Source organism: Pseudarthrobacter sp. lyk4-40-TYG-27 (genome assembly GCF_030209295.1).
Lineage (GTDB): Bacteria > Actinomycetota > Actinomycetes > Actinomycetales > Micrococcaceae > Arthrobacter.
In genome coordinates, this window is the sequence record NZ_JARVSH010000006.1 from 351,133 (window position 1) to 374,106 (window position 22,974).

General features: G+C 62.3%; 15 protein-coding genes. 3 read left to right on the forward strand and 12 right to left on the reverse strand.

The genetic code is table 11. The annotated features are described in order from the left end of the window. Nucleotides 1-54 precede the first annotated feature (54 nt). From QRM96_RS13415 to QRM96_RS13440, 6 genes are all read right to left on the reverse strand, one after another. Nucleotides 55-2,073 (reverse strand): DUF6541 family protein, encoded by a 2,019-nt coding sequence (locus QRM96_RS13415; protein ID WP_285319963.1) that lies wholly within the window; start codon nt 2,071-2,073, stop codon nt 55-57. A 112-nt stretch (nt 2,074-2,185) separates the two neighbouring features. Further along, the gene (locus tag QRM96_RS13420) at nt 2,186-2,911 is read right to left on the reverse strand and encodes an ABC transporter ATP-binding protein (protein ID WP_285319964.1); all 726 of its coding nucleotides are present in this window, start codon (nt 2,909-2,911) and stop codon (nt 2,186-2,188) included. After that, complete coding sequence (locus QRM96_RS13425) at nt 2,912-3,793, reverse strand: ABC transporter permease (protein ID WP_502934890.1); 882 nt, start codon at nt 3,791-3,793, stop codon at nt 2,912-2,914. It abuts the gene before it with no gap. Continuing rightward, the gene (locus tag QRM96_RS13430; RefSeq protein WP_285319965.1) at nt 3,790-5,814 is read right to left on the reverse strand and encodes a glycosyltransferase; all 2,025 of its coding nucleotides are present in this window, start codon (nt 5,812-5,814) and stop codon (nt 3,790-3,792) included. The genes QRM96_RS13425 and QRM96_RS13430 overlap by 4 nt, the downstream gene beginning before the upstream one ends. After that, nucleotides 5,811-6,998: a UDP-galactopyranose mutase gene (gene glf / locus QRM96_RS13435; RefSeq protein ID WP_285319966.1), complete on the reverse strand. Its 1,188-nt coding sequence runs from the start codon at nt 6,996-6,998 to the stop codon at nt 5,811-5,813. The genes QRM96_RS13430 and glf overlap by 4 nt, the downstream gene beginning before the upstream one ends. Before the next feature lie 123 nt (nt 6,999-7,121). Further along, nucleotides 7,122-7,706, reverse strand: a complete 585-nt coding sequence (locus tag QRM96_RS13440) for an acyltransferase (protein WP_285319967.1) — start codon at nt 7,704-7,706, stop codon at nt 7,122-7,124. Nucleotides 7,707-7,886: 180 nt separating this feature from the next. Here QRM96_RS13440 and QRM96_RS13445 point away from each other — a divergent pair, with 180 nt between their 5' ends. Then, nucleotides 7,887-11,954, forward strand: a complete 4,068-nt coding sequence (locus tag QRM96_RS13445; protein ID WP_285319968.1) for a type VII secretion EssC family protein — start codon at nt 7,887-7,889, stop codon at nt 11,952-11,954. Between the two features lie 98 nt (nt 11,955-12,052). Here the strand turns inward: QRM96_RS13445 and QRM96_RS13450 are convergent, their stop codons facing one another. Then, a complete protein-coding gene (locus QRM96_RS13450; RefSeq protein ID WP_109045121.1) occupies nt 12,053-12,541 on the reverse strand; it encodes a hypothetical protein in 489 nt (162 codons plus the stop codon). A gap of 230 nt (nt 12,542-12,771) precedes the next feature. Here QRM96_RS13450 and QRM96_RS13455 point away from each other — a divergent pair, with 230 nt between their 5' ends. After that, entirely contained in the window at nt 12,772-13,020 is a 249-nt protein-coding gene (locus QRM96_RS13455; protein ID WP_003804966.1) for a WhiB family transcriptional regulator, read from the forward strand. A 135-nt stretch (nt 13,021-13,155) separates the two neighbouring features. Here the strand turns inward: QRM96_RS13455 and QRM96_RS13460 are convergent, their stop codons facing one another. The 4 genes from QRM96_RS13460 to QRM96_RS13475 are packed head-to-tail and all read right to left on the reverse strand — an operon-like array spanning nt 13,156 to nt 21,501. Continuing rightward, nucleotides 13,156-14,622, reverse strand: coding sequence for a sensor histidine kinase (locus QRM96_RS13460; protein ID WP_018760216.1), 1,467 nt, complete (start codon nt 14,620-14,622; stop codon nt 13,156-13,158). 27 nt (nt 14,623-14,649) lie between these two features. After that, the gene (locus tag QRM96_RS13465; RefSeq protein WP_285319969.1) at nt 14,650-19,503 is read right to left on the reverse strand and encodes an NAD-glutamate dehydrogenase; all 4,854 of its coding nucleotides are present in this window, start codon (nt 19,501-19,503) and stop codon (nt 14,650-14,652) included. Between the two features lie 55 nt (nt 19,504-19,558). Continuing rightward, nucleotides 19,559-20,863: a CpaE/TadZ family protein gene (locus QRM96_RS13470; RefSeq protein ID WP_285319970.1), complete on the reverse strand. Its 1,305-nt coding sequence runs from the start codon at nt 20,861-20,863 to the stop codon at nt 19,559-19,561. Beyond that, nucleotides 20,860-21,501: a hypothetical protein gene (locus tag QRM96_RS13475; RefSeq protein ID WP_109045138.1), complete on the reverse strand. Its 642-nt coding sequence runs from the start codon at nt 21,499-21,501 to the stop codon at nt 20,860-20,862. The genes QRM96_RS13470 and QRM96_RS13475 overlap by 4 nt, the downstream gene beginning before the upstream one ends. Nucleotides 21,502-21,654: 153 nt before the next feature. Here QRM96_RS13475 and QRM96_RS13480 point away from each other — a divergent pair, with 153 nt between their 5' ends. Next, nucleotides 21,655-21,870 (forward strand): helix-turn-helix domain-containing protein, encoded by a 216-nt coding sequence (locus tag QRM96_RS13480; RefSeq protein ID WP_018760220.1) that lies wholly within the window; start codon nt 21,655-21,657, stop codon nt 21,868-21,870. A gap of 52 nt (nt 21,871-21,922) precedes the next feature. On the opposite strand, the gene QRM96_RS13485 is transcribed toward QRM96_RS13480, so the two are convergent. After that, entirely contained in the window at nt 21,923-22,492 is a 570-nt protein-coding gene (locus tag QRM96_RS13485; RefSeq protein WP_109863788.1) for a hypothetical protein, read from the reverse strand. Nucleotides 22,493-22,974 lie beyond the last annotated feature (482 nt).

Genomic DNA, 22,974 nt, shown 5'->3' on the forward strand with positions numbered 1-22,974 from the left:
TGTCAGCTCTCATCGATTCCTCTTCCCCCACAATATAGGTCATTTGTATCGACGCTATGGCGACCCGCAAAGGTTTAGCTTGTAAAGCTTGGCCTCTCCCTGCGAATCTTCGAGCGTGGCCAACCCTGCCGTTATCAGTGCGTCCAGACCTTTGTAGCCACTGTCTCGTCCGTGGACCTCCCGGTGTCCAAAGTCGAGAATGTAGTCAATCTTCAGTCTTTCGACTGTGGGGCAAACAGCGGGGTCGTCCTGTGCTGGCACAGGGCCGTTGAGCAGGGGGGCGGCGCCTTCGGGAACAGCACTAAGGATATGTAATTGGACCAGTTTCCGATCAGCGAAAGCATAGGCCAACGAGCTGCCATTCCACGGATTTCCTACCATCACGGCGTCCTTGGGTACCTCACCGGGCAACCGCTTGATGAGGGTCATTTCGTCGGTGGATATCAGCGGTGCGTTATCACTCAAACTGTAAGAGCCCGTCATAGACGCCTGGGCCTGGCTGACGTTGCCGCGCTGTGTGGCCGCAATAAGAGCCACAACAGCGACGACCCCAGCCGCAACGACTATCATCGAAGGCTTCACCGGAACGAACCTTCTCGCGGGGCTGACCTGAGTCGCAGGGCCGCTCCTATCTACGTGAGTATGCACTCGCCCAAGAATCACCAACAGGTGATCCCACATGCCCACGGCTCCCCTGCAAGCCAGTGGGATTGTCACGAGCGGAAGGAGGGCAGCAAGTCGCGGCGGATCGTTATACCAAATACCCGTCACGAACAGTCGAAAGTTCTCTTGAGGAAACGAACTCACCACGACGAAGAGAAAGGCTGCCACCGCATATGAACCCAGAAGCCACAACCGTTTGCCAGAAGGAAGAGTCAGGTAGAGACCGAGGATAGTCAACAGCATGATGCCCCAAGCAACAGGGCGTCCAATCGCTGAACTGGAAATTACCTCGCCGATTGCCTGGCCCGTCGACTCAACTGGCGGCCAAAAAGCCGCTTCGGCCGGAGGACGCACGACGCCCCAGAGAACCCGGATCAAGACAACGGCACCGACCAACGCAAGAACCAATGCTCCGGCAATAGCAGTCCGGCGCATGCCAGTTGCGGATCTGATCAGTACTACGGATTTACGAACGAAAATGTAGCTAGCTGGTGGAATAATCAGCGCGAGCCAAGCCATGGCTGCGCTTGGGTGAGCCAATGCCATACCGGGAAGCACACCAAGCAGCAGCAGCGCGCTCAAAAGCTTTGAGCGGCCCGGCACTGCGGAGAGACCGAGTGCATCCAGTCCGACGCCAAAAACTACGGGAAGGAGGGCAAGAGCAAGAAAATTCGGGTACAGGACTCCGAAGTCCAGCAGGGAGATCGGAAAGGCCCCAAAAGCCGCGGACAATACTCCAGCCGCGAGACTGACGGCAGGCTTTCGGCCCCAAACCGACTGCGCAAGATAAATGCAGCCAACAGGCCAAACTATTGAGGCGACCACGATGTTGATGACATTGGCGGAAGTTGTTATTTCCGCTCCTCCCGTGCTGACGAGCAACGAAACCAAGTCGTGCCATGCAGCTGGGTACGAGCCAGCCCCTGTCATAGAGTTGAGAGTAAGCGACGAACCGGAGCCCGTATCGAGGATATATCGCACTGCGTTAAGGTGAAAAACATTATCAAACGTCTGGGAAAACGCTTCCGGCGATCCGACGGCGTTCACTATCCGCCGTCCTATAAGGACGGCTGCAATTGTTGCTGCCGCAAGCGAAGCCAGCATCCAGCAGGACGGGTTCTCGTCAAATTTAGGACTAGCGCCACGAGCCCTCTTTTTTGAAAGAAACGAAGCAAAAAGAGCTAAGGATGCAATAACAAAAGTCAAACCAAGCACAGGCAGAATTGACCAAGACAATCCCAGAAACGGTGCGGCAATCGCTGCAACTCCGACTAACGAGGTACTGACCGCCGGAGCAACCGCAAGGGCCTGGCTTGTGCGCAAGCGGGCGGCCATTCCCACGGCCAGGCCAGGAATAACCAGCAGCGATGCCGCAAGGACAAATTGTGGTGCTTCATCAAACCAAGACAAAAAGTCCTCCGAACGAGTACTGGCGCGCGGAGATGTTACTCATGCCGCGGCTACCATGCTAAGAACGCCAGGGTCAGCCCTAGAATAGGGTTGCCCCGGAAAGTAAGTTGGGTCAACTGCGCAACAGGCCAACGGCTTCGTGAATCGGCCCGTCGTAGATCATTTCCCCATGCCTCAGAAGAACCCCCCGCTTGCATATGCGTGCCACAAGGTCCAAGTCGTGGCTCACCACAACTAGAGTCTTACCATCCATTGCGAGTTCCTGAATTTTGTCGATGCATTTTCGCTGGAAGGGCTCGTCGCCTACGGCGAGGATCTCGTCAATGAGGAACACTTCAGGGTCTGTGTGTACAGCAACGGAGAAGGCGAGCCGCAAATACATTCCGGACGAGTAGAACTTGACCTCAGTATCTATAAACTGACCGATTTCCGAGAACTCTACGATGTCGTCAAATTTGTCCTTGATCTGCTGCTCGGTCATTCCCAGGATTGCGCCGTTCAGGAATACGTTGTCCCGCCCAGACAAATCTGGGTGGAAGCCAGCACCAACTTCAATAAGCCCAGCGACCCTTCCGCGCGTCCTCACGGTTCCGGTGTCGGGAAGCATCACTCCGGAAATGTGTTTAAGCAGCGTTGATTTGCCTGAACCGTTGAGGCCCAGGAGTGCCACGGTTTCCCCAGCCTCGATGTCAAGGGATACGTTCTTTAACGCGTGGAACTTCTCGGAAAGATCGCCCTTTCGCCCCTTGGCTAGCCACACCACAGCCTCTTTCAGTGACCTGGTGTGGCGCAACACGAATTGCTTGCTGATATTCGAAACTTCGATAGCGGTGGCCACTTAGAGCTCCTGTGCGAAACGGCCCTCGAGGCGCCGAAAGGTGTACTGACCCAAAACAACAATGACCACCGCAACCACGAGCCCGACAGGCAGCCACAAACCAAAGAGGTTCGGGGGCATGGCTGCCGAACCGTCCGTTGTGGGAAACCAGAACGCGTAGTGGAATAGCTCCACCCCTATGGTGATCGGGTTTGCCTGGTAAATGGCAAATGCCGTGCTTCCAAGCTTCTGCTCAACCATTGACCACGCATACATGACCGGTGAAGCCCAAGTGGCAACCATTAGGAGCATGTCCACCAGGTTTTCCGAGTCACGGAAGTACACGTTGGCTGCACCGAAAAGCAGCCCCAAACCGGTCGCGAGCAGCCCAACGATGACAAAGCCCGCGACCGCAGCCAACAGTTGCACCAGGTTAGGGTGCCATCCCGCGAAGACACAGCCGACGATGAGAACCACAAGCTGGGGGAAGAAGTGCACCGCTGACACCCAAACGGAGGCCACTGGGAACAATTCGCGCGGAAGGTAGATCTTCTTGATCAGGTTTCCGTTCATCACGATGGACCGTGCCGCATTGCCCAATGCTTCGGAAAAGAAATTGATCAGGACAATGCCGGAAAACAAGTAGACGGCATAGTTTGCCAATCCGTCCGGATTCCTGGCACTTCGTTCCAATCCGAGGAAGATTCCCAACGCCACATAGAAGACGATGAACTGAACGCCCGGTTTGACATAGGACCAGAGAAGTCCGAGAACGGAGCCCCGATAACGGACCTTCAACTCTTTCCGCACCAGCAGCTTGAGCAGGAAGCTTGACTGCTTGATGTCCCGCAGTCCCCCGCCCAGTCCTGGCGTGGTCAGATCACTGGTCGAAATTACGCTCACTTGATCTCATTCTGCGTATGCTGCTCAAACGTCTTCCTCCACGACTCGATCGATGTCAGATCGTTCACGGCAGCCTTGTACTTCCTGCTGAGCGCGGGCCAATCCTTGAGCAGCGCCGCGTGAAGGCGTCCACTGTCAGCCAGCATCTTCCTCAAGCGTTTTGGATCACGGCGGTACCAGGATGCTCCGGTCCCCTCGGCATTGGAGACCACTGCGCTGTCATACTGGGCCATCCGCCACCATCGGTTGTCCTGATGGGCAACCGTGGTCTGAGGGCGTTCGGCACTGGTTCCCTGGATGGGCTTAACCAGTTGCCTGACTACCGTCTTCGCCGCCCACGGCAGAAGGGTGATTCTCGAAGGCTGGGACGGGCCATGTCCTCGGCGAGGCGGCTTGTCCATTTTTGGAGCCGGGAAATCCTCAGGATTTGGTCGGAACACGGCATCTGAATGCGCAGACATCATTTCCCGGATTTCCGGCAGTTTGGTTGCCAGCAGGTCGGGCAGTGTCTCAGGCCCCTTCAACACATCCTCCAGTGCCCATTGCCGCCCTTGTGCGGTGGCGTACTGCATGGAGACCATATGCTTGACGTCGCCGTACTGCGAAGCCTTGACCACGTCACCGCCGTATTCGTACGGACTGTGCAACAGCGCCGTTACGACCCGATTCCGCGAGTGGAAGTAGGCCTGCCAACCGACCAGGTCGTCTTTGTCGATCCAAGAGACGTGCCACACGGCAGATCCCGGCAGAGAAACCGTCGGGTAGCCGTGCTCCTTTGCTCGCAAACCGTATTCAGCGTCGTCCCACTTGATGAACAGCGGCAGTGAGAGTCCAATGTCTCGGATCACTTTGGTGGGGATCAAGCACATCCACCAGCCGTTATAGTCGACGTCACAGCGCCGGTGAAGCCAAGACGTCTGCCGCAGGTTGGACGACAGGAAGTCGTGCCCGAGGATCATATCTTCGCTGGGAAGGGCCGGTTGGAAGCGGTAGGGATTAACCACTTCGCCGAACGTGTGCAGGACAGTCCGGTTATACAGGTCGAACATGTGTCCGCCGACCAGGGTTGGCGTTTTGCATCGGTCGGCAAAGGTGAGGAGGCGGATGATGCTTTCGGGTTCGACGACGATATCGTCATCCATGAGCAGAACGTAGTCACTGCCGTTTTCAACGGCCTCGAACATCCCGCGCGCGAATCCGCCGGAGCCGCCCAGGTTGGACTGGTTGATGATCCTGAGTTTCCCGTTCAGGGACTCCTTGACCGCTTCGAAGCCGGGGGCATCGTAGAGTTTCTGTGAGCCCTGGTCGACGATCAGGATCTCCCGCACGTGCTCCAAAGCTTCGGCGCTGTCGGCCAGGAGACGCAGGTTGTTGAGGCAGAAGTCCGTCTTGTTGAGTGTGGTGATCTGGAGGGTTACCGACCCCGAAGTTCTCTCGACAGCGGGCCCTTGCCATTCGGCGTCGAGCATGATGAGTGGCTCAGTTCCTGCCAACAGGTCGAACCAGTACCATCCGCCGTCGCCAAAGGGAGCCAGCGACAGTTCAAAATGGCTTTCCGAGATGCCCTCGACACGCCGGGTGTCTACCCTCTGCAGTGATCCGCGTGCATTGGATTTGTAGACAATGACGGAACCGGTGCCTTGGGTCCGGACTTGCAGCCGGACTTTGTCCACCGTTGCCCACCGCCGCCAATAGCTGGCAGGGAAGGCATTGAAGTAGGTGCCGAACGAAACGCGCTCCCCCGACCGGACTGATGTGGAGTGCCGCGAGAGGAAGTCCTCGACGTGCGCCTCTTTGGTCGGGCTGCTGATCGTCCTGGGCTTGGCGTCTTTCTTGTCTCCGTCGCCAATCGTTGGGAGCTGGATGCCAGTAGCGGTGCCCATATCCATGTAGAGGGGCGCTGTATCCATCTGGCTGGCGCTTGGCAGAATGACGCGCTGCAGGGTCTGCCATCCCAGCTGGTTGTCGATTCCTTCAGCCTTAACTTCAGCTTTCGCTTTGCTGTCGGTGGCGGCGCTCATGCGTCAACACCTCCACTTTCCAGCTTCACGCCGCTTTCGAAGTGCGGCCGGATCTTGTTATCAAACATGCTCAACGCGGATCCGATGGCCATATGCATGTCCAAGTATTTGTAGGTGCCCAGCCGGCCGCCAAACAAGACGTCCGTTTCCGCGGCTGCGAGGTCGCGGTACTTCAGCAGTCGCTCCCTGTCGGCGGAGGTGTTGACGGGGTAGTACGGCTCATCGCCCTTTTCGGCAAATCGTGAGAACTCCCGCATGATGACCGTCTTCTCGGTCTGGTATTCACGCTCGGGGTGGAAGTGGCGCGGTTCGATCACGCGGGTGTAGGAGACGTCGTCGTCGTTGTAGTTGACGACGGACGTGCCCTGGAAATCACCAACATCGAGGACTTCCTCTTCGAAGTCGATGGTGCGCCAGGACAGGTCACCCTCGGCGTAGTCGAAGTAGCGGTCCACCGGGCCGGTATAGACCACGGGGATCTTGCCGACAACCTTGTTCTTGCTGTATTCGTGGGATTCGTCGAAGAAATCGGTATTCAGACGCACCTCGATGTTCGGGTGCTCGGCCATCTTCTCGATCCACGCGGTGTAACCGTTGGTGGGCAGGCCCTCGTACTTGTCGTTGAAGTACCGGTTGTCGTAGTTGTACCGCACGGGCAGCCTGGAGATGATGCCCGCCGGCAGGTCCTTGGGGTCCGTCTGCCACTGCTTCCCGGTGTAGTGCTTGATAAAGGCCTCGTACAGGGGACGGCCGATCAGCTGGATGCCCTTGTCGTTGAGGTTCTGGGGATCGGTGCCCGCCAGCTCGCCGGCCTGTTCCTGGATGAGGTCCCGCGCCTGGCCGGGAGTCAGGTTGGCGCGGAAGAACTGGTTGATGGTGGCCAGGTTGATGGGCAGGGAGTACACCTCCCCTTTGTGGACGCCGTACACCTTGTGCACGTAGTTTGTAAAGGTGGTGAACCTGTTGACGTATTCCCACACGCGTTCGTTCGAGGTATGGAAAAGGTGGGCGCCGTACCGGTGTATTTCAATACCGGTCTGCTCTTCCTTTTCGCTGTAGGCATTGCCCCCGATGTGGTGGCGACGGTCGATGACGACCACCTTCAAGCCGAGCTCAGTGGCGGCCCGTTCTGCGATTGTCAGGCCAAAAAAGCCGGACCCTACGATGACGAGGTCAGCGGTCACAAAATCTCCTGGTTCGAATGCGGGCAGCGCAATGTTGCGCATTGTCTGCTGCTCTAGCCTACCCGAGGGACCGCAACGTCCGTCGAATCCACCCTGCCCCTGTGATCCGTCGCACATCCGACCTTAAGCGAGCCGCAGGACCCCATCCCGTTCGACGTACGCATCCCGCGTGCCGGGACAAACCCAATTGCTGCCGTCGTTAATCAATGGTTGGCCGGCCTTGCCCACCCAGCCGATGCGCCGCGCGGGGACACCCGCCACGAGCGCGAAGTCCGGCACGTCCTTTGTGACCACAGCGCCTGCCGCCACCATCGCCCACGCCCCGATGGTTACGGGCGCTATGCAAACCGCACGGGCACCAACAGCAGCTCCCTCCAGGATCGTCACACCCACTTTTTCCCAGTCCTCCTCTGTCTTGAGGGTCCCTTCCGGAGTGACAGCGCGTGGGAAAACATCATTGGTCAGGACCACTGCGGGACCAATAAAGACCCCCGCCCCAAGAATCGCGGGTTCGTACACCAGGGCGTAGTTCTGCACCTTGCAGTTATCCCCCAAAACCACGCCGGGGCCGATGTAGGCGCCGCGACCCACGACACAGTTCTCCCCCAGGCGTGCCGCCTCACGGACCTGCGCGAGATGCCACACTTTGGTGCCCGCCCCGATGCTTGCGCCTGCATCAACGTCAGCACTGTCCGCGATGGTGCCCAAAGGATTCCCCCTTGCTGCTCATGGCCCGCTTCTCAAGGGGACCCGTGTAGCGATCCTAGCCGAGCTCCCGCCGTGCAAGCAGGACTCCCCGGCTGGGTTTTCCACATAGAGCCCGAAACGTCTCCCCAGGCTTTCCCTTCATGGATAGCGTGACGCAATACGCACGAAGGATTAGCACCCATGACCCTGCATTGCACCTTGGTTGGTGGTCCGGGCTCCCCACATCTCCGGGCTCCTCTCGAACTGTCCATCGAGGCTCCGCCCGGCACGCCAGGAGCGGACATCAACGAACAGTTGTCGACGAAATTCGGCACCGGCCCGGTCACTGTGGACGGACAGGACCTCCGTTCGTTGGTTGCCGGTATTCCGCCGCTGGTAAGCGCGGCGATTCTTGTCGACGGCGGCACCTCGCAGTCAGGGCAACGGCCGCGTCGTCTCCGGGCCGCTGATACCGCGGCCCCGCTGGCACTCGCCATTCACAGCGGCGCTGCTGCGGGAACAGTCATTCCGATCCGGCGAGGCAGCTACACCATAGGTCGCAGCGGTGCGCGCGTTGTCATACCGGATCCGGAGTTGTCGCGCGAGCACGCACGCCTTGTCGTCACGGACACGGATATCATCCTGATCGACTTGGACAGTGCAAATGGCACCTACGTCGACGGTGAGAGGATCCGGAATACTGCCATCTCCACGGATTCCGGTATCAGGTGCGGGCAGTCCACCATGTCGCTGGTGTTTTCTGACCAGTCGGAGAGGGTCCTGGCCGATGCCGGAAAATCCGTGGCCGAACCCATCGTGGTCTCCGGCGGGGCTGAGGCCAGCAACCGCGCACTGCTGCTGCTGGCCGCAGTTCTCCCGCTGGCGATTGGCGTGGGGCTTGCGGTGGTTACCGGGATGTGGATGTTCCTTGCCTTCTCGGCGGCGTCCGCGTTTTCTGTTCTCGTGCCCGTCATCAGCGGCCGGCGGCAGAGGCAGGAATTGGCGGCTGCTGTTCAAGCGGCAGTGCGGGAAGACGGGGAACGCCGGCGCCGGTGCGCCCCGTCCCTTGCCCTCGTTGCCCTGGCAGCGCACCGGAGCACCCAGACGCCGGTGCCCCATTTGGCGTCCGACGGCGTGTGGCTGAGGTTGGGCGAAATGGAGCAGTCCGCCAATGTCCGAATTGAGCCGGCACGCGCCGTCCAGTCCATCCACCCGGTTGGGCGGGTCCCCATCGTCCTTGACCCGCGCCGGCCGCTCACCATTATTGCGGGCTCTTCGGCGGCCATAGACGGCGCCATCAGGTCCCTCATCATGCAACTTGCGGGCTACCCCTTGGCTGACACGACGGGGGTGGTCGTCCACGGCCGGCCGGAGAATCTGCCGTTGGCCGCCCGGTATCTTCCCAGGGCAATCCTTACCGGAACAACTGATGCCGCCCTCCGGGTCATCGAAGGAGGTGGCCCATCAGGTTCAGAGCGAAGTGTCCTGTTGATCCGCAGTACGGACCCGGCGGACGAGGGCGACGTCAAAGTCCGTGAAGCCGCTGTGGAACGAGGTTGGCAGGTTCTTCATTTTCTTCCGGAGCACACCGAATCCCCTTTAGCTGACGTGTTTTTGTCCGAGGGCAGGTCGATCATGCTCCTTGACCACGACAAGCCGGTCTTTGTCCCGGACCTTCTACCTGAGGCAGTGTTCACCACGCTCTGCCGACGCCTGGCGAAGGCGCCCAAACGGGAGGACGGGCACGTGCGCTCCGTTCCGGCCACCGTCGCCCTCAGCGAGATCCTGCCCATGACTGCGGCTGAGACCGCGAGACGCTGGGAAGCCGCAGCGGAAAGCCCGGGGCTCGCGGTGCCACTGGGCCTGGGTGCGGCCGGCCCGAGGACCCTGGACCTGCAGGCAGACGGTCCCCATGTGCTCGTAGCAGGCACCACGGGCTCAGGAAAATCGGAATTGCTCCGGACCCTTACCCTGGCGCTCGCCCTGAGCTACCCGCCTGAGCGCGTCAACTTCTTCTTCGTCGATTTCAAAGGTGGCTCCGGATTGGGTCCACTCCACGGCTTGGTCCACTGTGTCGGACTTCAAACCGACCTGACCGGCGCCGAAATGGAACGCACCCTGATATCGCTGCGGGCAGAAGTCAGGCTCCGTGAGGAGCACCTCTCGGCAGCCGCCGTACCGGACCTCGCAGCGTACAGGTCCTCGCACGCTGCCAAGGATTTCAACCTCCCCCACCTCGTTGTCATCATCGACGAGTTCAGGATGCTTGTTGACGATGCTCCGGAAGTGCTGCGTGAGCTGCTGCGGATCGCTTCCATAGGGCGGTCGCTGGGTATCCATCTTGTGATGGCCACGCAACGGCCACAGGGTGCATTGACGGCCGACATCCGGGCAAACGTCACCTCCAGCATTGCCCTCCGCGTGCAGTCGGACATGGAGTCAGTGGACATCATCAATTCGAAGGCCGCGGCGGCCATCGGAGTGGATACTCCGGGCCGTGCGTTCCTCGCCCGCGGTGCGGAACCTGCTGAAGCGTTCCAGGCCGCGTCCCTGCCGCCCATTTCCGAGGATCAGCTGCACGGTCCGGTCGTCATCCAGCCGACAACCACGTACCTGGCTCCCCGGGAAGCGGCGGCCCCGTCCCCGCCGTCCCCTGCGCCAACCCCTGCCACGGCGGCGGCTCCCCTGGTGGCACTCGTGGAATCCCTGTGCACGGCGTATGGCAAACAGGTCCCCCGGAGACCGGTGGCTCCTCCCTTGCCGGCAGACCTGGAAGAACCGGGGCAGGATTTTTCATCCGACGGATACCAGGCAGCACGGTCGATGCCCGCTGGACCTGGCGACGACGAAGGCTGTGTGCGCCTGGGACTGATGGATCTGCCCCAGAAGCAAAAGGTGGTGACTCTGGCCTGGAGCCCCGCCACCGATGGGCATGCCGCCTTCCTTGGCAGTTCCACCTCCGGCGCGCCGGAAGCCCTTGGACTGACGGCCGGAAGATTGATGGCCAGCCCGTCCGAAGCCCACTTCTATTTCCTGGACAGTACTGGGAGCCTTTTGCCCTTGGCGCACGCCGGCCGGACCGGGGCCCACGCCGGTATCCACGAGTTGCGCCGGGGAGTCCGGATCCTGGAACGTCTTACCCGCGAACTAGGGAGGCGACTTAGCCGGCCCGCCGTTGGGGAGGTACCCCTGGTTCTCATTGTGTCTGGCTGGGGCTCCTGGGTTTCAGCGTTCCGGTCCGGCCCATTGGCCTGGGCCGAAGACCTGGTCCAGGACCTCGCCCGCGACGGGAGCAAGGCTGGAATAACTCTGTTGCTTTCCGGTGAACGCGAACTGGTCGCAGCGAGGTTCTACGCATCCATCCCCAACCGCTTCTATTTTCCGTCCGGCTCCACCGAAGAGAGCCGTGCCGCATGGCCCCGGATGCCCTCCGTTCCCCCGGTGGCGGGAAGGGCTGTCGCATTTGGGCCTGCAGCCGCCGGCGGCCCGACGGTCTGCCAGTTTTACCGAGAATCCCTCGCTGGCCACGGGCGTCCATCTACCTGCAGGGACGGCCTGCCTGCGGCATCGCCGCCGTTCAGGGTCGAACCCCTCCCGGCTATGATCACCGCCGGCGAGGTCACGGCACGTGCCGGGCGCAGCACAGCGTTCCGGACTGGTGCCGAGAACGGGCAAACTGGCACTGCAGACGCCTCTGCAGGAACCGGGCAAGCCCGGGCCGTCCTGCTGGGCGTGGCAGGCGACGAGCTCGATGCGATTCCCGTCCGGATTCCAGCCGGCGCCGTGATGGCAGTCCTCGGCGTTCCCGAAAGTGGCAAGAGCAACGTGCTGCACGCTATAAAAACGCTAAATTCCAGCAAAGGATTTTTGTCAAGCCCCGTGCCGCACATGAAAGCCGGAAACCTTTGGCGGGGCGTGCTGGAGCAGGCCACTGCCGGAGAGATTTCGCCCGACACGCTGCTGCTCGTCGACGATGTAGACCTTCTGGACCCCGCGGCAGTGAAGGACCTGGGCCACCTGTGCGGTTTGGGCTATTCGATGGTGGTCACCGCAAGATACAGCCCGTTGCTGCCACAACGCGTTCCTTTGATCATGAACGCCCGGGCGGCCGGCCTCGGTCTTCTGATGTGCCCGCGGACGATGGCCGAGGGTGACCTGTTCGGGGTCCGGTTTGAGGTGGAGGCGAATCCGCCGCCCGGCCGTGGCATCCTGATTTCTGAGGGACGGTCGTGTGCCCTGCAGGTGGGATGGGCAGGGGCCGCACCCTGATCTGCCGGGTGTTCTCTGCCGTTGCCCCAGATCCGGGAGTTCGTTACCCAGTCCTGACGTTTACAGGGAACGAACCAGCGGCGCCTGTTGCAGGGGCGTCAGAGAGCAGGGGGCGGACTGCCCGTTCGGGACGCGTGGCCGATCACCCTGTTGGAGAACAGCAGAACTATGGCGGCCGCCGCTGGTACCACCATTGCCGCACCCGCAAGGACCAGTCCGCTGGTCAAGGTTGGGACACCAATCGTCAGGACGAACAGTTGGGCCACCAGCGCCGCTGCCCGGGTCCACCGGTACCCGCGATAGAGGAAGACGGATACCGCAAAGAGCCAGGCCGAAAAGGCCAGCAGGAGGCCCAGAGTGAAGACAGCTCCCCAGAAAGAGAGCACGGGGCTGCCGGTGAACAGCTCGTACCCGTACCAGCCTGCAGCAACCAGCAGGGCAAGGGCTTCTGCACCGGCAATCAACGCCACCACGGTGGCAGCAACGGGTGCGGGAGTGGAACGCTGGTCGGCCGGGCGGCCGGGTCCGTTGCCGGGCTCGTCCGGAATCGCTGGGACACCTGCTGGGTTTACCGGGGGTCTTGACACACTGGCACCCTACCGGACATAGTCGGACACTGGTGAGGGCAGGAGCCGCCACTGTGATGCATCGCTCAGGTTTCCACTGATATCAGGCGTTATTACCCCTTGTTTACACAGCGTTAACATGACAGGCTTGATGCAGATGACCAAGGGGGCCCAGAGGGCCCCTTTCCTTTGTAGCCACTAGTGAATAATTTCACAAAGGGCACTTCCCAGAAATGGAGCAACTGATCAGCATGGATTGGCGTAACCGCGCAGCGTGCCTCGACAAGGACCCGGAACTGTTCTTCCCCGTCGGAAACACAGGCCCGGCCCTCCTGCAGATCGAGGAAGCCAAGAGCGTCTGCCGCCGGTGCCCCGTAGTGGACACGTGCCTCCAGTGGGCTCTGGAATCCGGCCAGGATGCCGGTGTCTGGGGCGGCATGAGCGAAGATGAGCGCCGCGCCCTGAAGCGGCGTGCCGCCCGCGCCCGCCGGGCGTCCTAGAAGGCGGGCAGCCGGCACCGTTAAAACGGACCTTACAACCAGAGGCCCCGGATCGATCCCAAGGATCGGTCCGGGGCCTCTGTCGTTTGGTTCTACCCACCACCGGGCGCCATATCGGCGCGTACGGTCCGTGGCCTACTTCCCGTGCAGGCTTAGCCTGATCTTGACCTCGGTTCCACCGCCCTCCCGGCGTTCCCACGTGATGGTGCCGCCCAGTTCACTGGTGACCAAGGTCCGCACGATCTGCAATCCAAGCCCCTCGACATGCGGGGTCTCCGGGAGCCCCACGCCGTCGTCTGCGATGGTTACCGTCAGTTCCTCGCCATCCTCCCCCTCGGACCTGTCGGCCAGGAGCCACACTGTCCCGGCCCTCCCCTCAAGACCGTGCTCCACGGCATTGGTCACCAGTTCGTTGATCACCAGGGCAAGCGGTGTGGCCAGGTCGCTGGGCAGCTCACCGAACGTGCCGGAGCGTTCGGTCCGTACCTGCTGTGACGGGGACGCAACCTCGGCGGACAGCCTGAACTGGCGGCCAATCAGCTCGTCAAAATCAACGCTCTGGGTCAAGCCCTGCGACAGGGTCTCATGCACAAGGGCGATGGTGGCCACACGGCGCATCGCTTGTTCCAGTCCCTGTTTGGCCTCATCACTCACCATCCGCCTGGATTGCATCCGCAGCAGCGCAGCCACCGTCTGGAGATTGTTCTTGACCCTGTGGTGGATCTCTCGGATGGTGGCATCTTTGGTCACCAACTCCATTTCCCGCCGCCGCAGCTCCGAGACGTCCCGGCAGAGCACCAACGCACCGAAGCGCTGCTGTTCATCGCGCAGGGGGATGGCACGCAGGGACAGGCTGACACCGCGGGATTCGATCTCGCTGCGCCACGGCATCCGCCCGGTAACCACCAGCGGCAGGGTCTCGTCAACCATCCGCCGGTCCTTGAGGAGGCCGGCCGTGACCTCGGCAAGGGAACGCCCTTCAAGGGATTCACCGTCGCCAAGGCGGCGGAACGCGGAGACACCGTTCGGGCTGGCATACTGCACCACGCCATCGGCATCAAGCCGGATCAGGCCGTCCCCCACGCGGGGTGCACCCCGGCGCGACCCGGTAGGCGAGGCAAAGTCCGGCCATAATCCCAGGGTGCCCATTCGCAACAGGTCATACGCGCACTGCCGGTAGGTCAGCTCCAGCCGCGACGGCATCCGCGAACTGGACAAGTCCATATGCGTGGTGACCACCGCAAGCGTCCGCCCGTTCCGGACCATCGGGACCGCCTCCACCCGAAGCGCCATCTCACTGTTCCAGTTGGTCTCGCTGGACCGCTCAATGGAGCGGCTGTTCCAGGCTTTGTCCACCAGCGGCTGCAGGTCGGAGCGGATCCCTTCCCCCACGAAGTCGCTGTGGAACGCGGTATGCGTGGTGGAAGGGCGCACGTGGGCCAGGGCGACATAGCCAAGCTCCGGGTGGGGGAACCACAGTGCCAGGTCGGCGAACGCCAGGTCCGCGACCATCTGCCAGTCCCCCACCAGGAGGTGCAGCCATTCGGCATCGCCCGGCCCGAAATCAGCGTGTTCCCTGATGGGGTCCGTAAAGATTGCCACTGCACCTCCAGTTGCGACGCCGCAAGGCTAGCGTCGGACGATTGACCTCAAGAGCCTCAATGCTACCGACAGTGAGGCCATGTCGTCGGCCTCCAGGGCGTTCACTTCGTCGAACATGCTCTTTGCCCTGCCCAGCTGTTCGGCATTCTGCGCCTCCCAGTCCTTGAGCCGCGCCTCCGGTGAGTCGGCCGTGGACGTTGCGTCCAGCACCGCCGTCGTCATGTCCGACACGGTCGAGTACAGATCGTCGCGCAAGGCGGCCCGCGCCAGCGCCTGCCACCTGTCCTGGCGGGGCAGGCTGCTGATCCGTTCCAGCAAGGAATCCGCGTGGAACCGGTTGAACACGGTGTAATACGTGGCCGCAATGTCCTCTACCGGGTCCTTGCGGGATCGGGCGATCTTGGCAATATCCAGCAGCACGAAGCTCTCGAACAGCTCGGCCCAACGCAACGCCAGGCTTTCCGGGAGTTCCCATTCGCGACCCTTCGCCAGCCATTCGGCCACCCGTTCGCGGTCATCCCCGCGCAGGTAGTCCAGCAGGCGGGCCCGCATCGGATCCATGAGCGGCTTGAACTCCGCCACTACCTCTGCGATCGGGCGGGAGACGCTTTCCTGGCCCAGCAGCCACCGGACCGCACGGTCCAGGAGCCGGCGGATGTCCAGGTGTACGGTGCTCCAGTGCTCCGTCGGGAACGAAGCCGGCAGGCTGTTCAACTCGGCCACCATCGCATCCAGTTCGTACACCTCCCGCAGTGCCACGAACGCCTTGGCGACGGCCACTTCGCTGGCCGACGTTTCTTCCATGACCCGGAAGGCGAAGGTGATCCCGCCAAGGTTGATCATGTCGTTGGCCACCACGGTGGCGATGATTTCGCGTCGCAGCGGATGCGTGTCCAGCTCCGCATCGAAGCGTTCGCGCAGCTGGTGCGGGAAATAGGAGCGCAGCGTGGCCCGGAACCAGGGATCGTCGGCAAGGTCGCTGTCCCGAAGCGCCGAGGCCAGCTCGATCTTTGCATAGGCGGCCAGCACCGACAGTTCAGGGGAAGTCAGGCCCTGCCCCTGCTGCAGCCGGTCACGCAGGGTTTCGGTCGTCGGCAATGCTTCCAGGTCGCGTTTCAGGTCCGCGCTCTTCTCCAGCCAGTCCATGAGCCGCTCGTAGCTCGGGCTCCACTCGGCCACCCGGCTGCGGTCGTTCAGGAGCAGGATGTTCTGGTCGATGTTGTCTTCCAGGACCAGCCGGCCCACCTCGTCGGTCATGGAGGCCAGGAAGTCCGCGCGTTCGGCCGCCGGCAGCTTGCCTGCGGCGACCATGCGGTCAACAAAGATCTTGATGTTGACTTCGTGGTCGGAGCAGTCCACGCCGGCAGAGTTGTCGATAGCATCAGTGTTGAGGATGACCCCCTGCAACGCCGCCTCGATGCGGCCGCGCTGGGTCATGCCGAGGTTTCCGCCTTCGCCCACCACTTTCACGCGCAGATCCCGGCCGTTGACGCGGATGGCGTCGTTGGCCTTGTCCCCCACCGTTGCGTTGGATTCTGAACTGGCCTTGACGTAAGTGCCGATACCGCCGTTGTACAGCAGGTCGGCCGGGGCCAGCAGGATGGCCCTCAGCAGCTCCGGCGGGCTGAGTTCGGTGGTTTCGGCCGACAGCCCGAGTGCAGCGCGCACTTGCGGGGATACGGGAATGGACTTGGCCTGCCGGGCGAAGACGCCGCCGCCTTCACTGATCAGCGACTTGTCGTAGTCGTCCCAGGAGGACCTGGGCAGCTCGAACAGCCTCTGCCGCTCAGCGAAGGAGGATGCCTCGTCCGGCGCGGGATCGAGGAAGATGTGCCGGTGGTCGAATGCCGCAAGCAACCTGATGTGGCGGGACAGCAGCATCCCGTTTCCGAACACGTCACCGGACATGTCCCCCACACCCACCACCGTGAACGGCTCGGTCTGGGTGTCGAGGTCGAGCTCACTGAAGTGCCGCTTGACCGACTCCCAGGCGCCCCGGGCCGTGATCCCCATGGCCTTGTGGTCGTAGCCTACGGAGCCGCCGGAAGCGAACGCGTCCCCCAGCCAGAATCCGTATTCTGCCGACAGCCCGTTGGCGATGTCCGAGAAAGTAGCCGTCCCCTTGTCCGCCGCCACGACAAGGTAGGAGTCGTCGTCGTCATGCCTGACAACGTTCGACGGCGGCACAAGCCGCTCGCCGCTACCTTCCGTGAGCAGGTTGTCGGTGAGGTCCAGCAGGCCGCGGATGAAGGTCTTGTAGCTTTCGACGCCTTCCGCCATCCAGGCCGCGCGGTCGGCGGCCGGATCCGGAAGCTGCTTGGCGAAGAAGCCGCCCTTGGCTCCGGTGGGAACGATGACGGCGTTCTTGACCGTCTGCGCTTTCACCAGGCCCAGGACTTCGGTACGGAAGTCCTCCCGCCGGTCAGACCAGCGAAGGCCACCGCGGGCGACCTTGCCGAACCGCAGGTGCACGCCCTCCACCCGGGGCGAATAGACCCAGATTTCGAACATCGGCCGCGGGAACGGCAGCCCCTCGATCTGCGCCGGGTCCAGCTTGAAGCTCAGATGCGGCTTGTCCTGGAAGAAGTTGGTGCGCAGGGTGGCCTCAATGAGGTTGCCGAATGTGCGCAGCACGCGGTCTGCGTCCAGTGTGGCAACCTTCTCAATGGCAGCTGCCAGGTCCTGGCGTACGGACGCCTGGGCGGCGGCGCGGCCGTCGTCGTCCATGGCCGGGTCAAAGCGGGCAGCGAAAAGCGCGATCAGGGCCTTGGTCACGTCGGCGTTGGCCAGGAGCGTGTCCGCCATGAACCCGAAGGAACTGCTGCTGCCCATCTGGCGCATGTAGCGTGCGTAAGCCCGCAGCACCGTGATCTGCCGCCAGTGCAGGCCCTCCCGCAGCACCAGGCGGTCGAAGCTGTCAGACTCCGCCGCTCCTGTGATGGCGGCGCCAAAGGATTCGGCCAGGAGTTCCCCCGTGCTGACCGGATCCACGCCGGCAGGGTATTTCAACCCAAGGTCGTAAAGGAAGAAGTCCCTGTGGTCGGCGGTTTCGATCTCGAACGGGCGTTCGTCCAGGACTTCCAGACCCAAGTTGTGGAAGTAGGGAAGGATCTGGCTCAGGCTCTTGGGCTCCAGCATGTAGAGCTTGACCCGGGCGTCCTCTTCCAAGGTCGCGCCTGCCCCCTCGGGCAGGTAGACGTGGACGCCGGGACGGTCCTGCCGCGCGTCCGCACTCCGTTCGGCGGCGGCTCCGTACTTCTCGAAGCGCGCAATATCCTCAAGCGCGTCCTCTACCTCGTAGTCCACCCGGTAGCTGGCGGGAAACGCCTCGGCCCAGATGGCGGCGAGCTCCTTGGCCTCGGCCGGGTCCCGCCCTTCGCGCAGGACCTCGGTGATGCCCTCACTCCAGGACCTCGCGGCCCGGACCAGCCGCGTTTCCAGCTCCTCGCTGTTGACGTGGCTGACATCGGCGTTCTTGGGCAAGCGGATGCGGAAGAACAGGCGGGCAAGGGCCGACTCCGTCATGCGTGCTTCGTAGTCGATCGAGACCGCCTGGAACGTTTCCCGCAGTTCCTGCTCAATGCGCAGCCTGACATTGGTGGTGTACCGGTCACGGGGCAGGTAGACGACGGCGGACATGAAGCGGCCGTAGATGTCGGGCCTGAGGAACAACCGGGTGCGGCGACGTTCCTGAAGCTTCTGGATACCCAAAGCCGTTGCGGCGAGGTCGGGAATTTCGATCTGGAACAGCTCATCGCGCGGATAAGTCTCGAGGATCCCCAGCAAATCCTTCCCGGAATGCGAGTCCGGCGGGAAGCCCGCGGTTTGCAGCACAGCGTCGACCTTTTCGCGGACGATCGGAATATCCCGGACGGAGCCGGCGTAAGCGCTCGTGGCGAAAAGTCCGATGAAGCGGCGCTCGCCGTTGACGTTGCCTGCGGCATCGAAACTCTTGATTCCGATGTAGTCGAGGTAAGCCGAGCGGTGCACGGTCGAGCGGGAATTGGCTTTCGTAATGACCAGGGCGCGTTTTTCCCGTGCCTTCTTCCGGCCGGTATCGGTGAGGTGCTGGATGTGGGGGGAATCGGCGGCCGCCCGCAACAGTCCAAGCCCGCTGTCTTCGCGCAGCTCGAGGACATCTTCCCCGTCGACGTTCAAGAGGTCGTATTCGCGGTAGCCGAGGAACGTGAAGTTACCGTCGTCCAGCCAGCGGAGCAGGTCCTTGGCCTGGCGCAATTCGGCGATCTGTGCGGGGTTGGCCACCTGGTCCAGGCTTCTGGCGATTTCCAGCGCCTTTTGGCGCATCTTCGGCCAGTCCTCGACAGCGGCCCGGACGTCCTTGAGTACCCTGGTCAGTCCGGCAAGCAGGGACGACTTCGCGTCGTCCGGAATACGCTGGATTTCGACGGCGATCCACGACTCCATGTGGGAGGCGTTTTCACCTTGGGCGATGAGGTGCGACAGGTTCGGCATGGCGGCCGTGTCCCCACTTGAAATGCCCAGGTGGGCCGGGACCCTGTTAACCTCTACCAACTCGCCGGTTTCCCGATTCCTGGTGGCGACAAACAGCGGGTGGACCACCAGTTTGATGGCTGCGTGCTGCCGGACCAGTTCCGCGTTCACGGAATCGACGAGGAAGGGCATGTCGTCAGTAACGACGAAGATGACGGTGCTGTCCTCCTCGTCGGCGATTGAGATCTTTGCCTGCCCGGGCAGCCGGACCGACGCCGTCGTGTGGTGCTCCCGCGCCCGGGACTCCAGTACCTCGCGAGGGTAGCTCCGGGCGTCCTCCTCCGCCAAGTGCTGGTAGTAGTCCCCCATGAAACCTTCAAGGCCTTCAATGGAGAGGGGCTGATCCTCCACACCGGATCCAGACGACATCGACAACGCCTCCACTAGAGAAATTCGCCGCACCTTTGCAGCTCTTATGGCGAGCCTAGTCCTTTGCCTTGCGCCGCGGTGTGGAAGAAAATACAGAGGATTTGGACTTTTGCTGGACGGGTGCACAAACCAGTTCCCTGATCGCCCTGCGGAGCGTCGACTCCGGCGCAGCTTCGTGCAACAGGGATCCAGCCAAGAGCGCTGCGTCGGCTGCAGCGGGGTCGCACGGCAGAAACGCGGTGAGCCCGGAAGCCGGACCGTATCGTTCCCAGGCATCCCTCAGCTGGCGCTCGGGACTTCTGCCAACGGAGGAGGCCCGCACTTTGTTCATGACCACGATAGGTGCGGCCTGTGGGACCGCTGTTTCCAGTTCGGCGAGCGCCCGCACCAGCCTGGGCACCCCTACCGGATCCGCTGCCCCGACCGCATAGACCGTGTCAGCCACCTCAAGGGGGCAAAGCGTCGCCGCATTCCGCCGCGGCGCCATGGTGTCGAAGCTGAGTTCTTCATCAGCCTCAAGACAGAAGCCGGTATCGACCACCACCACGTCCGCCATGTGCCTGGCCCGCTCGAGGACCAAGGCCAGAGCTGTGGCCCTGAGTTCGGTCCACCGGTCAGCGCGGGTTATCCCCGTCAGGACCTTGAACGTCCCTGACGCGGTGGCAACGGTTGAGGCCACTTTCCGAAGCGCATCAGCGTCCAGCGCCCCCTGGTCGGCGAGCCTGCACGCCTGGGCAAGCCCGGCCGACTCATCCAGCAATCCCAGGACTGCCGCTACGCTTGCGCCGTAGGTGTCGGCATCGACAAGGAGGACCTCCCGGCCGTCAGCCGCCATTTCTCCGGCGATGTTGGCTGCAACCGTGGTCCTTCCGGGCGACCCCGCCGGACCCCATACGGCGATGATCTTCCCCGTCCCGGCATTCTCCGGGCCGGGCCTGGGTTCAACCGGAGTAATGGCGAGCGCCGCTCCAGTATCAGCTTCCGCGCTCAACGCCGGAGGACGACCCAGACCGGTCAGGCGGGCAACAGCGTCCGCTATCCTGTCCGAAAGCTCCGCGGAATGAACCCCGGTCAGTGCCGAGGCCACCCCGATCTTGCGGAGCCTGTCCGCCTCATCGGCGTTGTCCGTCAGGGCAATGACTGCCACCCCCACAGCGCCAAGGCGGTCAACCAGGGACGCAGTCAGCCCTTCTGAACCTTCGGCCACGACGGCAGCCCTGGCGAGGCCGCTCTGGCAGGCTGCCAGCAATTCCGGAAGTTCAGCGCATCGCCGAACCACTGTGACGGGGCCGTGCAGCCGTTCCAGGCCGCCCACCACATCCTCCCGGCTTTGGCCCACAGTGACCACCGGAATGCTCATCGGGCGCCCCCGGGGTTCCAGACGACCGAGATCTTTGCTTCATTTGCCTGCGCGCCCAGCAACGCCGGCATCTGCTTGTCCTCCACCAGTACCATCAGAACCGTCGTCTTCGACGATCCAAGGGCCGTGGACCCCGTGGCCACTTCGGTGATCTCCGCACCGGGCAGGAGGAGCTTCGGCTCACTGAAACCGTTCTTGGCATCCGGCTGCGCCACCCAAACATCGACGCGGGCGCCGGCAACGGCTTGTGCCGGCAACGTCTGATCAATGGTGAGAGCCACAGGCTTCCGGTCCAGCCGGTCCACTTCGCCGAGGCTTGACCGCGGAACGAGCTGGTCTTTCCCAATGCGCTGCATGGCAACCACGTCCTGCGGCAACCCGTCCGCCACGGTGATGTAATGCTGCTCGGTATCTCCCAGCCTGACCTTGGCGCGCACCACGTTCTCGGGAGTGAGTCGTTCGCCCACCGCAATGCCGTCCCTGGCGGCGTAGACCTCGGTTGTCCGGTCTGCGCTGCCTACGAGAAAGACGACACCCGCTATGGATACCAGGACCAGGAGTACGCCAACCAACAGCCGGGGGTCTCTCCACGAGGGACGCTTGAGCCGTGCAGCACCGACGCTTGAATCAGGAACCATACCGTCCTCCCCCTTGGCATCCCGGACCCTCCCCACGGGGGCCGGACTCCTCATTGTTACCGGAAGGCCGATGGAACAAAAGTCATTTGGCTAAAACCTGCCAATATGTGGATAACGGGCACAAACTGTGCCACTTGATGGCAAAATGAGTCCATGCCAAGGTTTCTCACGCTCGCAGACGTCGCTGAGCAGCTTCAGATTAATTCTCCAGCCGCGTATGCCTTGGTGCGCAGCGGCGAGCTGAAGGCCATCCAGGTGGGTGGCAGGGGCCAGTGGCGGGTCGAAGAAAAGATGCTGGAGCAGTACATCCAGGAACGCTATGCCGAGGCCAGCCGCATGATCCAGGAGTCCCGCGCCAAGTCGATGTGACCGGCTAGCGCACCTTCCAGCCGCAAAAGCAGCAGGACCGACTGCGCCGCCGCTACAGACCGCCCGTCTTGCGTGACCTGATCATGGCAAGCCCGGCGAAGGGTATGGCAGAGACCTGGCTCACGCCCTGGCTCCTGCGGACCTCGCCGGGCGTGACCACGGCCAGGTCGATGTAGTCACTGCCCACGCGGTCGATCACTCCTGCCAGGCGGACGAGACCTGCAGCACCGCCAACGGTCACCGCCAGCTCCGCCCTGTCGCGTGCAAGGCCACGCAAGGAATGCGCGAGCCCAATCGATCGGCGAACCGCGGAATTTTCTGCTTGCGCGTGCCGCCCCAGTCCGACATAACGCGCCACGGCCGCGTAGGGAACAAGCACTTGGCTCTGCTCATCGTCCAGGACCAGCGCATCGGCCCCGGCATGTGTGAGCTCACCGTGTACGGTTTCCCCGCAGAGAAGATGGACGCCAATCCGGTAGCCCACCGATGCCCGCAGCCTGTCCTCAACCGGCAGGCTTACCAACTCGGCGCGGGCCCGCTCATTGATTTCGGCGTCCAACGACAACCGGTCAATTTCTGCAAGTTGGCTTTCGATGTCATTGAAAAGTGCATCCCAGCGCATTCCGCCAGCGTAAGTTGCCCTTCCGCCCCGGTCAACGCAGCCAGGATTTTCTCTCCAACGTCTGGACAAAAGATCTTACATCGGTCCAAACTAAATCAAACAACATCAAATGGCATCAAAAGGAACGATAATGGATTGCAGGGAAGAAACGCGGTGGTCGGACATCGTGTCGGCATTTGCCTTGCTCGTGCTCGGCGTCGCACTTTGGTTCCTGGGCTCCGGACTTGTCGCCCAATGGCAGGCTTCCGCAGCGCGCAATCAGGAACCATCCGTGGAAGTCCTGTTGGCGGCCGCCGCATCAGCGGCCGGTGCCGGCATTTTGCTGTGGTGGACGTTTGCGATCGTATGCGCCGGTTCAGGAGTCCTACTCGAGCGCCTTGGCCGGCGTCGGTCCGCGGCAGCCGTGCGCAGGTTCTCTCCTGCATTCATGCAACGGGCCTTGGTTGCCGCCCTTTCGATCCAGCTCCTCGCAGGAGCGGCCG